Origin of the sequence: Streptomyces sp. NPDC088387, from assembly GCF_044753385.1 — a bacterium.
GTDB lineage: Bacteria > Actinomycetota > Actinomycetes > Streptomycetales > Streptomycetaceae > Streptomyces.
The window spans coordinates 361,911-375,101 of record NZ_JBIVNC010000002.1 but is presented as its reverse complement, the minus strand read 5'-3'; the positions used below and the strand labels follow the sequence as shown (position 1 = coordinate 375,101).

The following is a 13,191-nucleotide window of genomic DNA, read 5'->3' as shown; positions in this document are numbered from 1 at the left end:
GCAAGAGCCATGAAGCACGACAAGGTCGGCTCCGTGATGACCACCGAGGTCGTCCGGGCCACGTACGGCACCCCGTTCAAAGAGGTGGCCCGGCTGCTGGCCGACCACCGCATCAGCGGACTCCCCGTGGTCGACGAGGACGACAAGGTCATCGGCGTGATCTCCGAGACGGACCTGATGGTCCGCCAGGCAGCGACCCCCGACCCCTTCGACCCGCCGCGCCGCCGGCGGCTCGCCGACCTGACCCGCAGCGCCCGGCGACAGGCCCGGAAGGCACAGGCGCGCACCGCCGGACAGCTGATGACCGAACCCCCGATCACCGTGCACGCCGACGACACCATCGTCGAGGCCGCCCGCACCATGGCCGGGCGGCGCGTCGAGCGGCTGCCGGTGCTCGACGAGGCGGACCGCCTGGTCGGCATCGTCACCCGCCACGACCTGCTCCAGGTCTTCCTCCGGCCCGACAAAGAGATCCGAGAGGTCGTCGTCCAGGGAGTGCTCGTGCGGGCCCTGTGGATACCGCCCCACAGCATTGACGTCTCCGTGACCGAGGGGGTTGTCACCCTCACCGGGCAGATGGAACGCAAGAGCGAGACGGAGATCGCCGTCTCCATGGTCCGCCAGATCGACGGCGTGGTCGGCGTGGTCGGCCGGCTCACCTGGCGCCTGGACGACGACCGGCTGCGCCCCGACGAACCGGCCGTGCACGGCGTGACCGACGACTGGCTGCGCCGGCTGTGAGCCCGAGACCCTGAGGAGAGGAGGCGGACCGCCATGCCGAGCAGCGTGCTGGTCGCCTACGGAACGAGGAACGGATCGACCGCGGAGATCGCCCAGGCGGTGGCCGATGTCCTGCGCAAGGACGGACTGACGGTCGACGTACTGCCCGCCGGGTCCGTGGCGAGTGTCGCGTCGTACAAGGCCGTCGTGGTCGGCGGCGCCCTGTACGCGGGGCGCTGGCACAAGGACGCCCGCCGCTTCGTCCGCCGCCACGGCCGGGCCCTCGCCGGACGCCCGCTGTGGCTCTTCAGCAGCGGCCCCCTCGGCGCCGAGGCGGTCGGGCGGGACATCCCGCCCGTGCCCGGAGTGAAGAAGGCCATGACCCGGCTGGACGCCCGCGAGCACGTCACCTTCGGCGGCTGTCTGGAGGAAGGCGCCAAGGGATGGGTGGCCCGGATGATCCTGCGCTCCGGGAAGGGCGGGGACTTCCGGGACCTCACCGTCATCGAGGAGTGGGCGGGACGAGTGGCCGCCGAGCTGGCCCGCCGGTAGGAAGACGGTGAGTGGTGAGCGGAGGGGGCGGTCCTGGTACCAGGACCGCCCCCTCCGCATGGCGTACGGCTATGAGGGCACCACAGCGACGGGGCACAGGGACTCACGAGCGAGCCCGCGCACGACCGCGCCGGGTCCGTCCGGCTCCCTCCGGCCGACGACCAGCAGCCCGGAACTCGCGGACCGTTGAACGAGCGCCTGGACGGGAGTGAGCAGCCGGACGTCCTCCAGCACCGCCACCTCCGGGTACTTCTCCCGCCAGGGTCGCAGCGTGTCGGACAGCAGCTGCACCTCGTGGTCCTCCCAGGCGGCTCGGTCCTCCTCCGGTATCCCGAAGGGCAGTTCGGTGGCGCAGGAGGGGAAGTGCCAGGCGTGCACGGCACGCAGCCGTACACCCCAGCGCCGGGCGGTGTCGAAGGCGAAGCCGACGGCTCCGGCCCCGGGGTGTCGAGCGTCCACGCCGAGGACTGCCTCCGCTGCGTGGGTCTCCCCGTACTCCTCGGGGACCAGGACTACGGGACAGGGCGCACCCGCCACGGTGTCCAGGTCCCGCGCGCCGGCCACGACCATCTCCGCCACCTCGGCGACGGCGGGGGTCCAGTGGCGGTGCACCCGGAGCGGAAGCCCGCGCCGGGTCGCTTCCCAGGAGGCCCAGCGGGCAGCCGCGTGGCAGGGCGCCGGGCGGCCGACGTATGCGATGATCACACGTTCCATGTCGATCTGCCTTCTCTCTGCCGCTCTCGCCGGATCAGCCGATCTCGACCGACACCTCGGGCGGCTGTCGCAGTGTGTTGTGGACCGTGCAGTGGTCGACCACCGCGCGCAGGGCCGCCAGCTGCGGCTCGCTCAGCTGCGAGGGCGGCAGGACGCTGATACGTATCGACGCGACCCGGGCGGGCCTGTCGTCGGCCATCGTGAAGTCCGCCTCGACGCGCAGCCCCTCACGAGGCAGGTGATGGCGCTGGAGGAACCGTCCGGCGTAGTAGGCGACGCAGGAGGCGAGCGAGACGACGAACAGCTCGACCGGAGTGGGGCCGTCATCGTTTCCGCCGGCGGCCACCGGCTGGTCGATGGTGAGTTCGTGCCCGCGTACGGAGATCCCGTATGCCTCGCCGGTGGTGCGGGTGACGATGACGCGTCCGGGAACCGGTGGCGTGGCGATGCGCCCGGGAGACGTCGCAAGGTGTGCCGGGGTGTCGTTCATGTCTGTACCTCCTCGGAGGTTTTCAGGGGGCCGGGCCTCAGCCGGCGCGGTGCCCCCACTGCGGGCCGACCAGATCCCACTCCCGGTCCCAGCCCGCCATACGCCGCTGGTCGAGCCGCCAGCGGGCGAGCGTGCCCACGGCGTGGACGCCGCCGACCAGGGAGAGCCCCGCGAAGCCGCCCATGACGGCCCCCTCGACGGCGGCCTCGGTGGCACTCGGCGGCTCGGTGACCAGCTTGCCCTGGCCGTCCTGCCAGACCACGACACGGGTTCCGGACTTCAGGCCGGTGTCGACCAAGGTGCGGTCGGTGCGACTGGAGCCGTCGGGTGCCGTCCAGCGGACCTCTGCCCGGGTTTTGTCACCCGAGGACAACCTGCTCACCGTGGGCTTCGGTACGTCGGCGAGGAGGACGGCATGCACGGAGTGCCGCTGCGCGCGCTGCTGGTCGAGTGTCACCTCGGTGGCGTGTGCCGCGACCAGGCCGACGGTGGTACCTCCCGCGACGGCGAGGGTCCATACGGCCAGCACGACCCAGCCCTCGACGATGTCGTCGCGCCGCCGCAGCGGGTTGCTCCGCAGGCGCCAGAACCGGTTGCTCATCGGCTTTCCGGGTCCCATGACTCCGCACCTCCTCCAGTCGTTCGTCACCCTTCGAAGGTGGCAGCCCCGCCGGGGCCGGAACACGGGCCGACCAGGTGCTGTCGTGGGGCCGCCCGGGACCTCTTCGCGACGGGGTATGGGGCCGAACGGCCTAGATCGCGACGGGACTTGGCAGCACCCCCGACAGGCAGGGCCGGATCTCGAAGACCCCGCCGAGCCCGGCGGCGCGGACGACCCGCGAGAAGCCGCGACCACCGGCGACCAGACGCAGCCGTCCGGAGCGGGCCAGGACCCGGTTGCGGGCCCGGCACAGGGCTCCGAGCCCGGCGCAGTCGATGAAGGACACGGACGTCAGGTCGACCACCAGGTCGGGGTGCGGGCCGCAGGTCAGCGAGTCGAGGAGTGCCGTCAGCGGAATCGCCGTCGCGAGGTCGATCTCACCGGACGGCGTCACGACGGTCGCCCCGTCGGCGGTGTGGACCACAGGGGCCGCGAGGGGCGATACAGGCCACGTGAGGTTGTCGGACATGGGCACATCCAAGCCACGCCGACGGACGGTCAGGAAGGGCCGAACGGTCCCCTCCGGCCACGTTCGGTGGGACATCTGGGGCAGTCCTGCGCGGCGGGCGCACACGTTCCCGTCCGGCCGGTGAGAAGGGCCCGACCGGCCCAAGCGGCACCCGCGGACGAGGGCCAGGCTGGACATGCGGGGCGATTCCGGCGTGACGGCGCCACCGGTCACGACCGGCTGCCGACGTCTCGTCGCCGGGCCCCGGGCCCCGCAGCCGAACGAACTGGGGTGAGGAGCGTCATGAAAGCCTTCGTGTTCCACGGTGCCGGACAGTCCGCCTGGGAGGACGTACCGGACCCGGCCGTCAAAGAGCCCACCGACGCCGTCGTACGCGTCGACTCGGTCACCATCTGCGGCACGGACCTGCACATCCTCAAGGGCGACGTGCCCGAGGTGCGCCCCGGTACCGTGCTCGGCCACGAGGCGGTCGGCGAGATCGTCGAGGTCGGCAGCGATGTGCGGACGGTGCGTCCCGGAGACCGGGTCCTGGTCTCCTGCATCACCGCCTGTGGGCGCTGCGCCTACTGCCGCCAGGGCGGCTACGGCCAGTGCCGGGGCGGCGGGGGCTGGATCCTCGGCCACCTGATCGACGGCACCCAGGCCGAGTACGTCCGGGTGCCGTACGCGGACCTGTCCGTACACCCGCTGCCCGCCACCATGGACAGCGCCGACGCCGTCCTGCTGGCCGACATCTTCCCCACCTCCTACGAGGTGGGCGTGCTCAACGGCCATGTCCGTCCCGGGGACACGGTGGTCGTGGTCGGTGCCGGGCCCATCGGGCTCGCCGCGATCAGCACCGCCCGGCTGTTCTCCCCGGAGCGGATCGTCGCCGTCGACCTGGCCCCGGCCCGGCTGGAAGCCGCCCGCAAGCTGGGCGCCGACGCGGTGGCCGACGCCCGCGAGGCCCCCGAGCAGCTGGTCGCCGACCTCACCGACGGACTGGGCGCCAACGTGGTCATCGAGGCGGTCGGGGTTCCGGAGAGCTTCGAGCTGTGCACCCGGATGGTCCGCCCCGGTGGCCATGTCGCCAACGTCGGTGTGCACGGCAAGCCCGCGACCCTGCACCTCGAAGACCTGTGGATCAAGAACATCACCATCACCACCGGCCTGGTCGACACGTACTCCACCCCGACCCTGCTGCGCATGGCGGCGGCCGGACGGCTGCCGACCTCACAGCTGGTCACGCACACCTTCCCGCTCGACCGCATGGAAGAGGCGTACGACGTCTTCGCCCGTGCCGCCGACACCGGCGCCCTGAAGGTCGTACTCGGCGGAGAACGGCACGACGTCGTGGCCGTGGGCACGGCCTGAGGATCGGAGATGACGACCATGACCGAACGGACACCGGCCGATGACGGGACACCGGTGGAGGAGCGCCCCCTGGGCGACCTGGGCCGCCGTATCGCCGCACGCCGTGCACGACTGGGCCTGAACCGGCAGGAGACGGCCGACCGGGCGGGCATGGCGCTCAGCTACCTGAGCCACCTGGAAGAACATCCCGGCGCCGCACCCCAGCGCGGCGTACTGGGACGCCTGGCCGCGGCACTGGAGACCACGACGACGGAGCTCACCGGCGGCACCGCGGATCTCCCGCCCGGCCGCGAACAGGCCGCCCGCACACCGCAGTTCACGGAGCTGGACGCCGACGAGTGCCGGGCCCTGCTCGGTACGCACGGTGTGGGGCGGATCGCGGTGCCCGCCGACGAGGGGCCGCTCGTCGTGCCCGTCAACTACGGCGTCGTCGACGGCGCGATCGTCTTCCGGACGGCTGTCGGCGCGACACCGTCGCTGGCGGCCGGCCACCGGGTGGCCTTCGAGGTCGACCGCGTCGACGACGCCCTCAGCTCCGGCTGGAGCGTCCTGGTGCTCGGGAACGCGCAGACCGTGACCGACCCCGCCGAGACCCGCCGGCTCGACGGCCAGGTCCACAGCAGGCCCTGGGCCGGCGGTGGGCGCGACCTGTGGATGCGGGTCGCGGCGGACACGGTCACCGGGCGCCGGATCCGTGTGTGATCCGGCGCCGCCACACCTCACCCACGTGAACGGCACTGACGAGAGACGAGCGGCCGATGTACGCCAACGACGGATTCCGGGAACTCGGCCGGGACGAGTGTCTGCGGCTGCTGGCGCGGGCTCCGATCGGCCGCATCGTCCACACCCGCCTGGCTCTGCCCGCGGTGCTGCCGGTCAACTTCACGTTGGACGAGCGGGGAGCCGTGGTGCTGTGCACCTCGGCGGCCTCGGAGCTGGCGCGCGCGGTCGACGGCGCGGTTGTCGCCTTCGAGGCCGACGCCGTCGACGCGGCCCGGCACTCCGGCTGGAGCGTCGTCGTCACCGGTACCGCCACCGTCGTCACCGACCCGGCGGAGCACGCCCGGCTGGCCCGTACCGGCCCGCGCTCCTGGGCGCCCGCACCCGAGGAGGTCTTCGTCCGCATCGAGCCGGAGCTGGTGACCGGACGCGAACTCGCCGGCGGGCAGAGCCTGTACGGCTGCCTGGACCTCAGGGCATGAACTCCGCTGCCCGGCACGGGGCCACGCCTGCGCCAGAGACCGAACGGCCCTTCTCCCGCGGGCCGTTCGGCGTCCCGGCGGGTACCCACGGCACCTGTCCGCCACCTCGGCGGGCGACGAGCATCGCGGTGAAGGCACCCCCTGTACAGACAGGACGAGCGGAAGGGAAGCAGGCCATGACTCAGCAACACGTGGTCGCCGGAGTGGACGGCTCACTGGCCTCCATTCGGGCGTTGGACCAGGCCGCGAGCGAGGCGGCCCGACGCGGTGCGGCACTACGTGTGCTGTACGCCGTGCCCGACCGCGACGAAGCGGGACCCGTCCTGGCCTCCGCCGCCGCACGGGTACGTCAACGGCACCCCCACCTGCCTGTGGAGACTCGCGCCGTGGAGGGCGACGCCGTACGGGCGCTGGCGCGGGCGAGCGCGGACGCGGTGCTCACCGTCGTGGGCACCCGGGGCCTCGGGGGCCTCGCCGGGTTCGTGCTCGGCGCGGTGAGCACGCGGCTCACCGCCCGCACGCGCGGCCCGCTGATGGTCGTACGCGGCGAGAACCCGCACGACGACCGCGGTCGTGACGTGCTGCTCGGCCTGGCGGACGACACCGCCACAGAGGCCGCCGGATACGCATTCCGGGAAGCCGAGGCCCGCGGTGCGCGGCTGCGCGTGCTGCACTCCTGGACACACCGGCACACCACCCCGGAACCGCCCTCGCCGATCCCGGCGACAAGTCCCGGGCAGCGGCGGCAGGCCACCCTGGAGCACGCCGAGGAGGCTGTGGCCCGGTTCGCCCTGGCCGGCATACGGGAACTCCACCCCGGTGTGGAGGTGGACAGCCGTACGGTCCGCACCGCGCCCGCGCACGCATTGGTGGAGGCCACTCGGGACGCCGTCGTCGTGGTCATCGGATCCCGCCCTGACGGCCGCCCGGGACCGGTCACCCACGCGCTGCTGCACGGCGCACACTGCCCCGTGGTCATCGTCCCCGGCGGGTGAACGGCCACCGACCGGTGCCGCTCACCTCGGACGGCCGGATACGGTTCACGCCGTGTCCGGCCATCGGTCTGCCGTGAGCAGGACGCCGGTGACCAGGTCCGGCCGGATCCGGACGGCCCGGTCCATGCTCTGCTCGACCCACGGTCGCAACATCCGCTCGTAGCGGGCGAGTTCACCAGGGTCGGTCACCAGACGGGCGTACCCCGTCACCACCACGCTCCAACCGAGATGCGTGTCCGGGTCGATGGCGTCGGCCTCGTAGGCGACGACGACACCTGGACCGTCGCTCCCCTGGGCGTGGGAGGTCAGCGCGGCGGTCTCGTGGGTGCGGATGACGATGTCACCGCCGTCCAGGACGTGGTTGACCGGGCGGACGGTCGGCAGCGCGTGCCGGGTGAACACGATCCTGCCCAGGGACACGCTGCCCAGCAGCCGCAGCGCCTCGGCACTGTCGAGTTCGACTCGGTGGCGGGGCGCAACGGCTGCTGAGCTGTCGTCGTGGGACATGCGGGCTTCCGTGTGCGTGCGTCGGGTGTGTTGTGGTTGTCCGGGGCCGCCGGCGGAGTGCGGACTGCTGCGGGTACGGGCTGCCGGGGCTACGGGCAGGAGCGGCACCGCGGGGGATCGGTACCGCTCCTGCCTCCACTGTCGTCCGGGGCACGGCCCCTCCCAAGGGCCGATGGGCCCCGATGCGGGTCCGGTCGGCCCTTATGCAGCCGGGGAAGACCCCTCGGTGGGCGAGGAGCCGTCGGCGGGCGCAGGAGCATGACCTTCTCCCGCCTGTCCACCACGCCACGGCGGCCTTTCCGCCGTCCTGCGGGCCGACTCCGCCCGATGCTCCGCCCGCTCCACCTGGGCGCGCAGCCGGTCCTCCAGTCGGTCCGCGAGTGTGTGCGCGTCCGCCTCCCGGGCGTGGACGACGACGAGGTGGGCGCCCACCTGGATCTCGGCCCCGGCTGCCCACGGCAGCACCACGTGGTGTGCGGTGTCGCGGCTGATCGTGACCCGGCCGCTGACGTCCGGCAGCCCGGGCCGGGCGAGGGCCGCGCCGACCTTGGTCCGGATGTGGGTGAGTGTCTCGTCGTCCACGTCGCCGTCCGTGCGGATCCGGACGGCTGTGAGCGCGTCCGGGGCGCTGGGGTCCGTGTCGGTCATGTGCCGTGCTCCTCGTGATGGTGGTGGTGTGTCGGGCAGGTCGTTCTCACCGGCTGTCGCTGCCCTCGGTCCCGGCCAGTGCCGCCCGCCCCGCCTCCAGCCGTGCCACCGGCACCCGGAAGGGCGAGCAGGACACGTAGTCCAGTCCGGCGGTGTGGAAGAAGTGGACGGATTCGGGGTCGCCGCCGTGTTCGCCGCAGACGCCGATCTTCAGGCCGGGGCGCGCTGCGCGCCCCTCGTCGACGGCGATGCGGACCAGGCGGCCCACCCCGTCCCGGTCGAGGGTCTCGAAGGGCGAGGCGGAGAAGACGCCCTTGTCGAGGTACTCGGAGAAGAACGCGGCCTCGACGTCGTCGCGGGAGAAGCCCCAGGTGGTCTGGGTGAGGTCGTTGGTGCCGAAGGAGAAGAACTCGGCCTCCTCGGCGATCCTGCCGGCGGTGAGGGCTGCACGGGGCAGCTCGATCATCGTGCCGACCGGGCAGCGCACGGGCACGCCGGACTCCTCGGACACCTCGGCGAGCACCCGCTCAACCTCGGCTCGCTCAATGCGCAGTTCCTCGACCGCGCCGACGAGCGGCACCATGATCTCGGCCCGCGGCGCGCCTCCGGCCCTGACGCGGGCCACGACCGCCTCGGCGACGGCACGCACCTGCATGGCGACCAGTCCCGGTATCACCAGGCCCAGTCGGACCCCGCGCAGGCCGAGCATCGGGTTCTCCTCGTGCATGCGGTTCACCGCGTCGAGCAACTCGACGTCGTGCGGGTCCGGTTCGGCGGCGGCGGCGACGCGGACGGCGAGTTCGGTGCGGTCGGGCAGGAACTCGTGCAGCGGCGGGTCGAGGAGCCGGATGGTGACGGGCAGGCCGTCCATGGCCTCCAGGATGGAGGTGAAGTCCGCGCGCTGGAGCGGGAGCAGGGCTGCGAGTGCCCGTTCGCGCGCACCGTCGTCGGCGGCCAGGATCATCTCCTCGACCAGCTTGCGGCGCTCGCCCAGGAACATGTGCTCGGTACGGCACAGCCCGATGCCCTGCGCCCCGAAGCGGCGGGCGCGGCGGGCGTCCTCGGGGGTGTCGGCGTTGGCCCGCACCTCCAACCGCCGTACGGAATCCGCGTGTTCGAGCGCGCGGGCCACCGCGTCGACCACGCCCGCCGACCGCTCGCCACCGCCCTCCAGGAGCCGCATGACGGCCGAGTCGGCCAGCGGCACGGCCCCTGGGTACACGGCACCGGCGGAACCGTCCACGGAGATGACGGTGCCCTCCTCGACGACCACGCCTCCGCGCGTGGTGAAACGCCGGTCCTCCACGGTGAGTTCCTCGGCGCCGCAGACGCAGACCTTGCCCATGCCGCGGGCGACCACAGCCGCGTGGCTGGTCTTGCCGCCCCGGCTGGTCAGCACGGCCTGGGCGGCGATCATGCCGGGCAGGTCGTCGGGGGTGGTCTCCTGGCGGACCAGGACCACCTTCTCGCCGGCCGCGGCCCGCCGTACCGCCGCCGCGGAGTCGAACACGGCCGCGCCGACCGCCGCCCCCGGCGAGGCTGGCAGGCCGTGGGCGAGCGCCGCACCGGCCGCGGAAGTGTCGAAGGCCGGGAACATCAGCCGGGCCAGCCCGTCGCCGTCGACCCGCGCGAGGGCCTCGTCCGTGGTGATCAGCCCCTCGTCGGCCAGCTGTGCGGCGATGGTGAACGCGGCCTCGGCGGTGCGCTTGCCCACCCGGGTCTGGAGCATCCACAGCCTGCCGCGCTCGATGGTGAACTCGATGTCGCACAGGTCCCGGTAGTGCGTCTCCAACGTCCTCATATAGCCGAGGAGTTGGGTGTACGACGCCGGGTCCCGCCGTTCCAGCTCGGCCAGCGGCACGGTGTTGCGGATGCCCGCGACGACGTCCTCACCCTGCGCGTCGGGCAGGTAGTCGCCGTAGAGGCCGGGGCGGCCGGTGGCCGGGTCGCGGGTGAAGGCGACGCCGCTGCCGCCGCCTTTGGATGTCGCCGTGGCGCCGAGATTGCCGTAGACCATGCGCTGTACGGTCACGCCGGTGCCCAGGTCGTCGGGAATGTGCTCGCGGCGCCGGTAGAGGCGGGCGCGTTCGCCGTTCCAGGATTGGAAGACCGCCAGGATCGCGCGACGCAGCTGCTCGGCGGGAGACTGCGGGAACTCCTCACCGGCCTCGTCGCGGATCAGGCGCTTGTACGTCTCCACGAGCCGGGCCAGGTCGGTCGCGTCCAGGTGGAGGTCGTCGGGGGCCTCGCGGGCCTCCTTGAGGAGGGCCATCGCCTCCTCGAACAGGGCCGGGTCGACGCCCATGACCGTGGCGCCGAACATCTGCACCAGCCGCCGGTAGGAGTCCCAGGCGAATCGCTCGCTGCCCGAGGCCTTGGCCAGCCCCAGCACGGAGTCGTCGTTCAGGCCTACGTTCAGGACCGTCTCCATCATCCCGGGCATCGAGAAGCGGGCCCCGGAGCGGACGGACAGCAGCAGCGGGTCGTCCCGCTGCCCCAGTCGGCGGCCCGCGCCCGCCTCGATGGCGGACAGGTGCCGTGAGACCTCCACGGCCATGTCGGGCGGCTCCACGCCGGTGGCCAGAAAGGCCCGGCAGGCGTCCGTGGTCACGGTGAAGCCCGGCGGGACCGGCAGGCCCAGCCGGGTCATCTCGGCCAGGTTCGCGCCCTTGCCGCCCAGCAGATCCGCCATTTCGCGGCGGCCCTCGCGGAAGTCGTACACGTAACGCACCATGACGCCGTACTCCTCGGCTCGGGGCTCGTACCGGCATGTCGGACCGGCCCGCCGCACTCGGTCTGTCCTCGGTCGTACCGGTGCGCCCGCTCTTCTCGGTCTCCTGATCGCGACGTGCATTCAGCCTCGGCCGTCCGTGTCGCCGCCCGGCAGGTGCCGTCCGTCCCTCGTCCGGGACCGAACGGCCCCCGGTCGGTCGCCGGGCCGTCCCGCGAACAGGCTCCGATCCCGTACCGTCGCGTGCCTCGCGCCGGTAGCGTGACCCTTGACCGGAGCGGCCGGTGTCAGCCCGTCCCAGGGACCAGAGGAGACACAGGTGGGAAGCCTCGAAGAGCCCCGGGAGACCCAGCCGGCCCGGGTACGGTTGCCGCAGTTGCGGCTGGACGAGTTGCTGGAGGAGCTCCAGGCACGTCTGGACGCCGCCCGCGGCACCCGAGACCGGGTGCACAGCCTCCTGGAGGCGGTGCTGTCCGTCGGCCGGGAACTGGACCTGGAGCAGGCCCTGCGCGGCATCGTGGAGGCCGCGGCAGTCCTGGTGGACTCCGAGTACGCGGCCCTTGGGGTGATCGGCCCGGACGGCAGGCGGCTGTCCGCCTTCCACACAGTCGGCGTCAGCAAGGAACGGATCGCCCGGATCGGCCCCTACCCGGAGGGTCACGGCATCCTCGGTGAACTGATCCACCACCCCGAACCGCTGCGGCTCGCGAAGATCTCCGAACACGCGGCGTCCTACGGTTTCCCGCCCAACCACCCGCCGATGAACACCTTCCTCGGCGTCCCCATCCGGGTGCGCGACCAGGTCTTCGGCAACCTGTACCTGACCGAGAAGCGGGGCGGGGCGCAGTTCGACGAGGAGGACATTTCGGTGACGTCGACCCTGGCCGTGGCGGCCGGGGTCGCCATCGACAACGCCCGCCTCTACGAGGAGTCCCGGCTGCGCGAGCGCTGGCTGCGGGCGAACGCGGAGATCACCCACACGCTGATGGCCGGTGGCGAGCAGAGGGAGGTCCTTGAGCTGATCGCCGACCGCGCCCGGGAGATCACGGGTGCGGCGCTTGCTGTGGTCGCGGTGCCGATGGCGGACACCGGCTCGCTGGTCATGGAACTCGCCGTGGGAAGGGACGCGGAGGCGCATCGGGGCCTGGTGGTGCCTGGGGAAGGCAGTCTGATCGGTGCGGCCTTCGTCTCCGGAGCCCCCGCCACCAGCGGTGAAGTGTCCCACGACGAGCTGGTGCCGCCCGAGCCCGCCCTCTCCGCCGGGCTCGGCCCCGCCGTGGCGGTCCCCATCGGGACGGATCCCGGGGCGGTCCGGGGCGTCGTGCTGCTGGTCCGGGAGGCCGGTGCCACGGCGTTCTCCGGCAAGGAGATCGAGCCGCTGAAGGGCTTCGCGGCGCAGGCGTCGGTCGCCATCGAACTGGCGGAGCGGCGCGCGGACGCCGAGGAGGTCGCGGTGCTCCAGGACCGCGATCGTATCGCCCGTGACCTGCACGACCTCGCCATCCAGCGGCTCTTCGCCACGGGCATGACGCTCCAGAGCGCCGGCCGTTTCATCGAACACCCCGAAGCCGCCGAGCGAGTGGTGCGCGCGGTGGACGACTTGGACGAGACGATCAAGATCATCAGATCCACGATCTTCGGCCTTCGCTCGCGCGACGGCGCCGACGGGACCGGGCTGCGTGCCCGTGCGGTGCGGATCGCCGGTGAGGCGGCCCCGGTGCTGGGCTTCGCGCCCAGCGTGCGGATGGAGGGCCTGATCGACACCGACGTGCCGCGCGAGACCGCCGACCACGTCGTCGCCGTCCTCTCCGAGGCCCTCACCAACATCGCCCGCCACGCCCACGCCGACCGAACCGACGTCGCTCTCACGGTCGGCTCCGGCCGGGTGCGGCTCACGGTCACCGACAACGGCGTCGGCATCCCGGCCGACGGCCGCCGCAGCGGACTGCGCAACTTGGCCGAGCGCGCGCAGCAGCTCGGCGGCGAACTGGAACTGAGCAGCCCTGAGGGCGGGGGAACGGCGTTGGTCTGGTGGGTGCCCGTCGCACAGGACTAGCCGGACTTCGGGATATGGGCCGCTCGGCCCAAGCCCCGGTCGCTGGGATGCCCGACCCTGGACGTGCCACAGCGGCATCCCAGCACCACGGGA

14 protein-coding genes are annotated in these 13,191 nt (G+C 72.7%); 7 read left to right on the top strand and 7 right to left on the bottom strand.

Translation table 11 applies throughout. The annotated features are described in order from the left end of the window. Positions 1–9 precede the first annotated feature (9 nt). The gene (locus ACIQAC_RS06355) at positions 10–741 is read left to right on the top strand and encodes a CBS domain-containing protein (protein WP_402187579.1); all 732 of its coding nucleotides are present in this window, start codon (positions 10–12) and stop codon (positions 739–741) included. Positions 742–774: 33 nt separating this feature from the next. Next, the gene (locus tag ACIQAC_RS06350) at positions 775–1,272 is read left to right on the top strand and encodes a flavodoxin domain-containing protein (protein ID WP_402187578.1); all 498 of its coding nucleotides are present in this window, start codon (positions 775–777) and stop codon (positions 1,270–1,272) included. A gap of 69 nt (positions 1,273–1,341) precedes the next feature. On the opposite strand, the gene ACIQAC_RS06345 is transcribed toward ACIQAC_RS06350, so the two are convergent. The 4 genes from ACIQAC_RS06345 to ACIQAC_RS06330 form a co-directional block, all read right to left on the bottom strand. Next, the gene (locus ACIQAC_RS06345) at positions 1,342–1,986 is read right to left on the bottom strand and encodes a universal stress protein (protein WP_402187576.1); all 645 of its coding nucleotides are present in this window, start codon (positions 1,984–1,986) and stop codon (positions 1,342–1,344) included. Between the two features lie 34 nt (positions 1,987–2,020). Then, entirely contained in the window at positions 2,021–2,476 is a 456-nt protein-coding gene (locus ACIQAC_RS06340) for an OsmC family protein (protein ID WP_402187574.1), read from the bottom strand. 37 nt (positions 2,477–2,513) lie between these two features. Next, positions 2,514–3,095, bottom strand: coding sequence for a hypothetical protein (locus tag ACIQAC_RS06335; protein WP_402187572.1), 582 nt, complete (start codon positions 3,093–3,095; stop codon positions 2,514–2,516). A gap of 133 nt (positions 3,096–3,228) precedes the next feature. Then, on the bottom strand, positions 3,229–3,606 hold the full coding sequence (locus ACIQAC_RS06330) for an STAS domain-containing protein (protein WP_402187571.1): 378 nt from the start codon (positions 3,604–3,606) through the stop codon (positions 3,229–3,231). Positions 3,607–3,888: 282 nt separating this feature from the next. Between ACIQAC_RS06330 and ACIQAC_RS06325 the strand changes: the two genes are divergently transcribed. From ACIQAC_RS06325 to ACIQAC_RS06310, 4 genes are all read left to right on the top strand, one after another. Further along, positions 3,889–4,959 (top strand): zinc-dependent alcohol dehydrogenase family protein, encoded by a 1,071-nt coding sequence (locus ACIQAC_RS06325; RefSeq protein WP_402187569.1) that lies wholly within the window; start codon positions 3,889–3,891, stop codon positions 4,957–4,959. Positions 4,960–4,968: 9 nt separating this feature from the next. Next, a complete protein-coding gene (locus ACIQAC_RS06320) occupies positions 4,969–5,661 on the top strand; it encodes a pyridoxamine 5'-phosphate oxidase family protein (protein ID WP_402187567.1) in 693 nt (230 codons plus the stop codon). Between the two features lie 56 nt (positions 5,662–5,717). After that, positions 5,718–6,161 carry a pyridoxamine 5'-phosphate oxidase family protein gene (locus tag ACIQAC_RS06315; protein WP_402187565.1) on the top strand — a complete coding sequence of 148 codons (444 nt, stop codon included), beginning with the start codon at positions 5,718–5,720 and terminating at the stop codon, positions 6,159–6,161. Between the two features lie 176 nt (positions 6,162–6,337). Next, positions 6,338–7,156, top strand: coding sequence for a universal stress protein (locus ACIQAC_RS06310; protein WP_402187564.1), 819 nt, complete (start codon positions 6,338–6,340; stop codon positions 7,154–7,156). 45 nt (positions 7,157–7,201) lie between these two features. Here the strand turns inward: ACIQAC_RS06310 and ACIQAC_RS06305 are convergent, their stop codons facing one another. The 3 genes from ACIQAC_RS06305 to ppdK form a co-directional block, all read right to left on the bottom strand. Further along, positions 7,202–7,663, bottom strand: a complete 462-nt coding sequence (locus ACIQAC_RS06305) for a pyridoxamine 5'-phosphate oxidase family protein (RefSeq protein ID WP_402187562.1) — start codon at positions 7,661–7,663, stop codon at positions 7,202–7,204. A 201-nt stretch (positions 7,664–7,864) separates the two neighbouring features. After that, complete coding sequence (locus ACIQAC_RS06300; RefSeq protein WP_402187561.1) at positions 7,865–8,311, bottom strand: hypothetical protein; 447 nt, start codon at positions 8,309–8,311, stop codon at positions 7,865–7,867. Between the two features lie 46 nt (positions 8,312–8,357). Continuing rightward, positions 8,358–11,045, bottom strand: a complete 2,688-nt coding sequence (gene ppdK, locus ACIQAC_RS06295) for a pyruvate, phosphate dikinase (RefSeq protein ID WP_402187559.1) — start codon at positions 11,043–11,045, stop codon at positions 8,358–8,360. Positions 11,046–11,361: 316 nt separating this feature from the next. Here ppdK and ACIQAC_RS06290 point away from each other — a divergent pair, with 316 nt between their 5' ends. After that, positions 11,362–13,098: a GAF domain-containing protein gene (locus tag ACIQAC_RS06290; protein ID WP_402187557.1), complete on the top strand. Its 1,737-nt coding sequence runs from the start codon at positions 11,362–11,364 to the stop codon at positions 13,096–13,098. The last annotated feature ends 93 nt before the right edge of the window (positions 13,099–13,191 follow it).

Bases quoted from the DNA above. Each gene is read 5' to 3' on its own strand.
- ACIQAC_RS06355 (WP_402187579.1), top strand. From the start codon at position 10: ATGAAGCACGACAAGGTCGGCTCCGTGATGACCACCGAGGTCGTCCGG.
- ACIQAC_RS06350 (WP_402187578.1), top strand. From the start codon at position 775: ATGCCGAGCAGCGTGCTGGTCGCCTACGGAACGAGGAACGGATCGACC.
- ACIQAC_RS06345 (WP_402187576.1), bottom strand. From the start codon at position 1,986: ATGGAACGTGTGATCATCGCATACGTCGGCCGCCCGGCGCCCTGCCAC.
- ACIQAC_RS06340 (WP_402187574.1), bottom strand. From the start codon at position 2,476: ATGAACGACACCCCGGCACACCTTGCGACGTCTCCCGGGCGCATCGCC.
- ACIQAC_RS06335 (WP_402187572.1), bottom strand. From the start codon at position 3,095: ATGGGACCCGGAAAGCCGATGAGCAACCGGTTCTGGCGCCTGCGGAGC.
- ACIQAC_RS06330 (WP_402187571.1), bottom strand. From the start codon at position 3,606: ATGTCCGACAACCTCACGTGGCCTGTATCGCCCCTCGCGGCCCCTGTG.
- ACIQAC_RS06325 (WP_402187569.1), top strand. From the start codon at position 3,889: ATGAAAGCCTTCGTGTTCCACGGTGCCGGACAGTCCGCCTGGGAGGAC.
- ACIQAC_RS06320 (WP_402187567.1), top strand. From the start codon at position 4,969: ATGACGACCATGACCGAACGGACACCGGCCGATGACGGGACACCGGTG.
- ACIQAC_RS06315 (WP_402187565.1), top strand. From the start codon at position 5,718: ATGTACGCCAACGACGGATTCCGGGAACTCGGCCGGGACGAGTGTCTG.
- ACIQAC_RS06310 (WP_402187564.1), top strand. From the start codon at position 6,338: ATGACTCAGCAACACGTGGTCGCCGGAGTGGACGGCTCACTGGCCTCC.
- ACIQAC_RS06305 (WP_402187562.1), bottom strand. From the start codon at position 7,663: ATGTCCCACGACGACAGCTCAGCAGCCGTTGCGCCCCGCCACCGAGTC.
- ACIQAC_RS06300 (WP_402187561.1), bottom strand. From the start codon at position 8,311: ATGACCGACACGGACCCCAGCGCCCCGGACGCGCTCACAGCCGTCCGG.
- ppdK (WP_402187559.1), bottom strand. From the start codon at position 11,045: ATGGTGCGTTACGTGTACGACTTCCGCGAGGGCCGCCGCGAAATGGCG.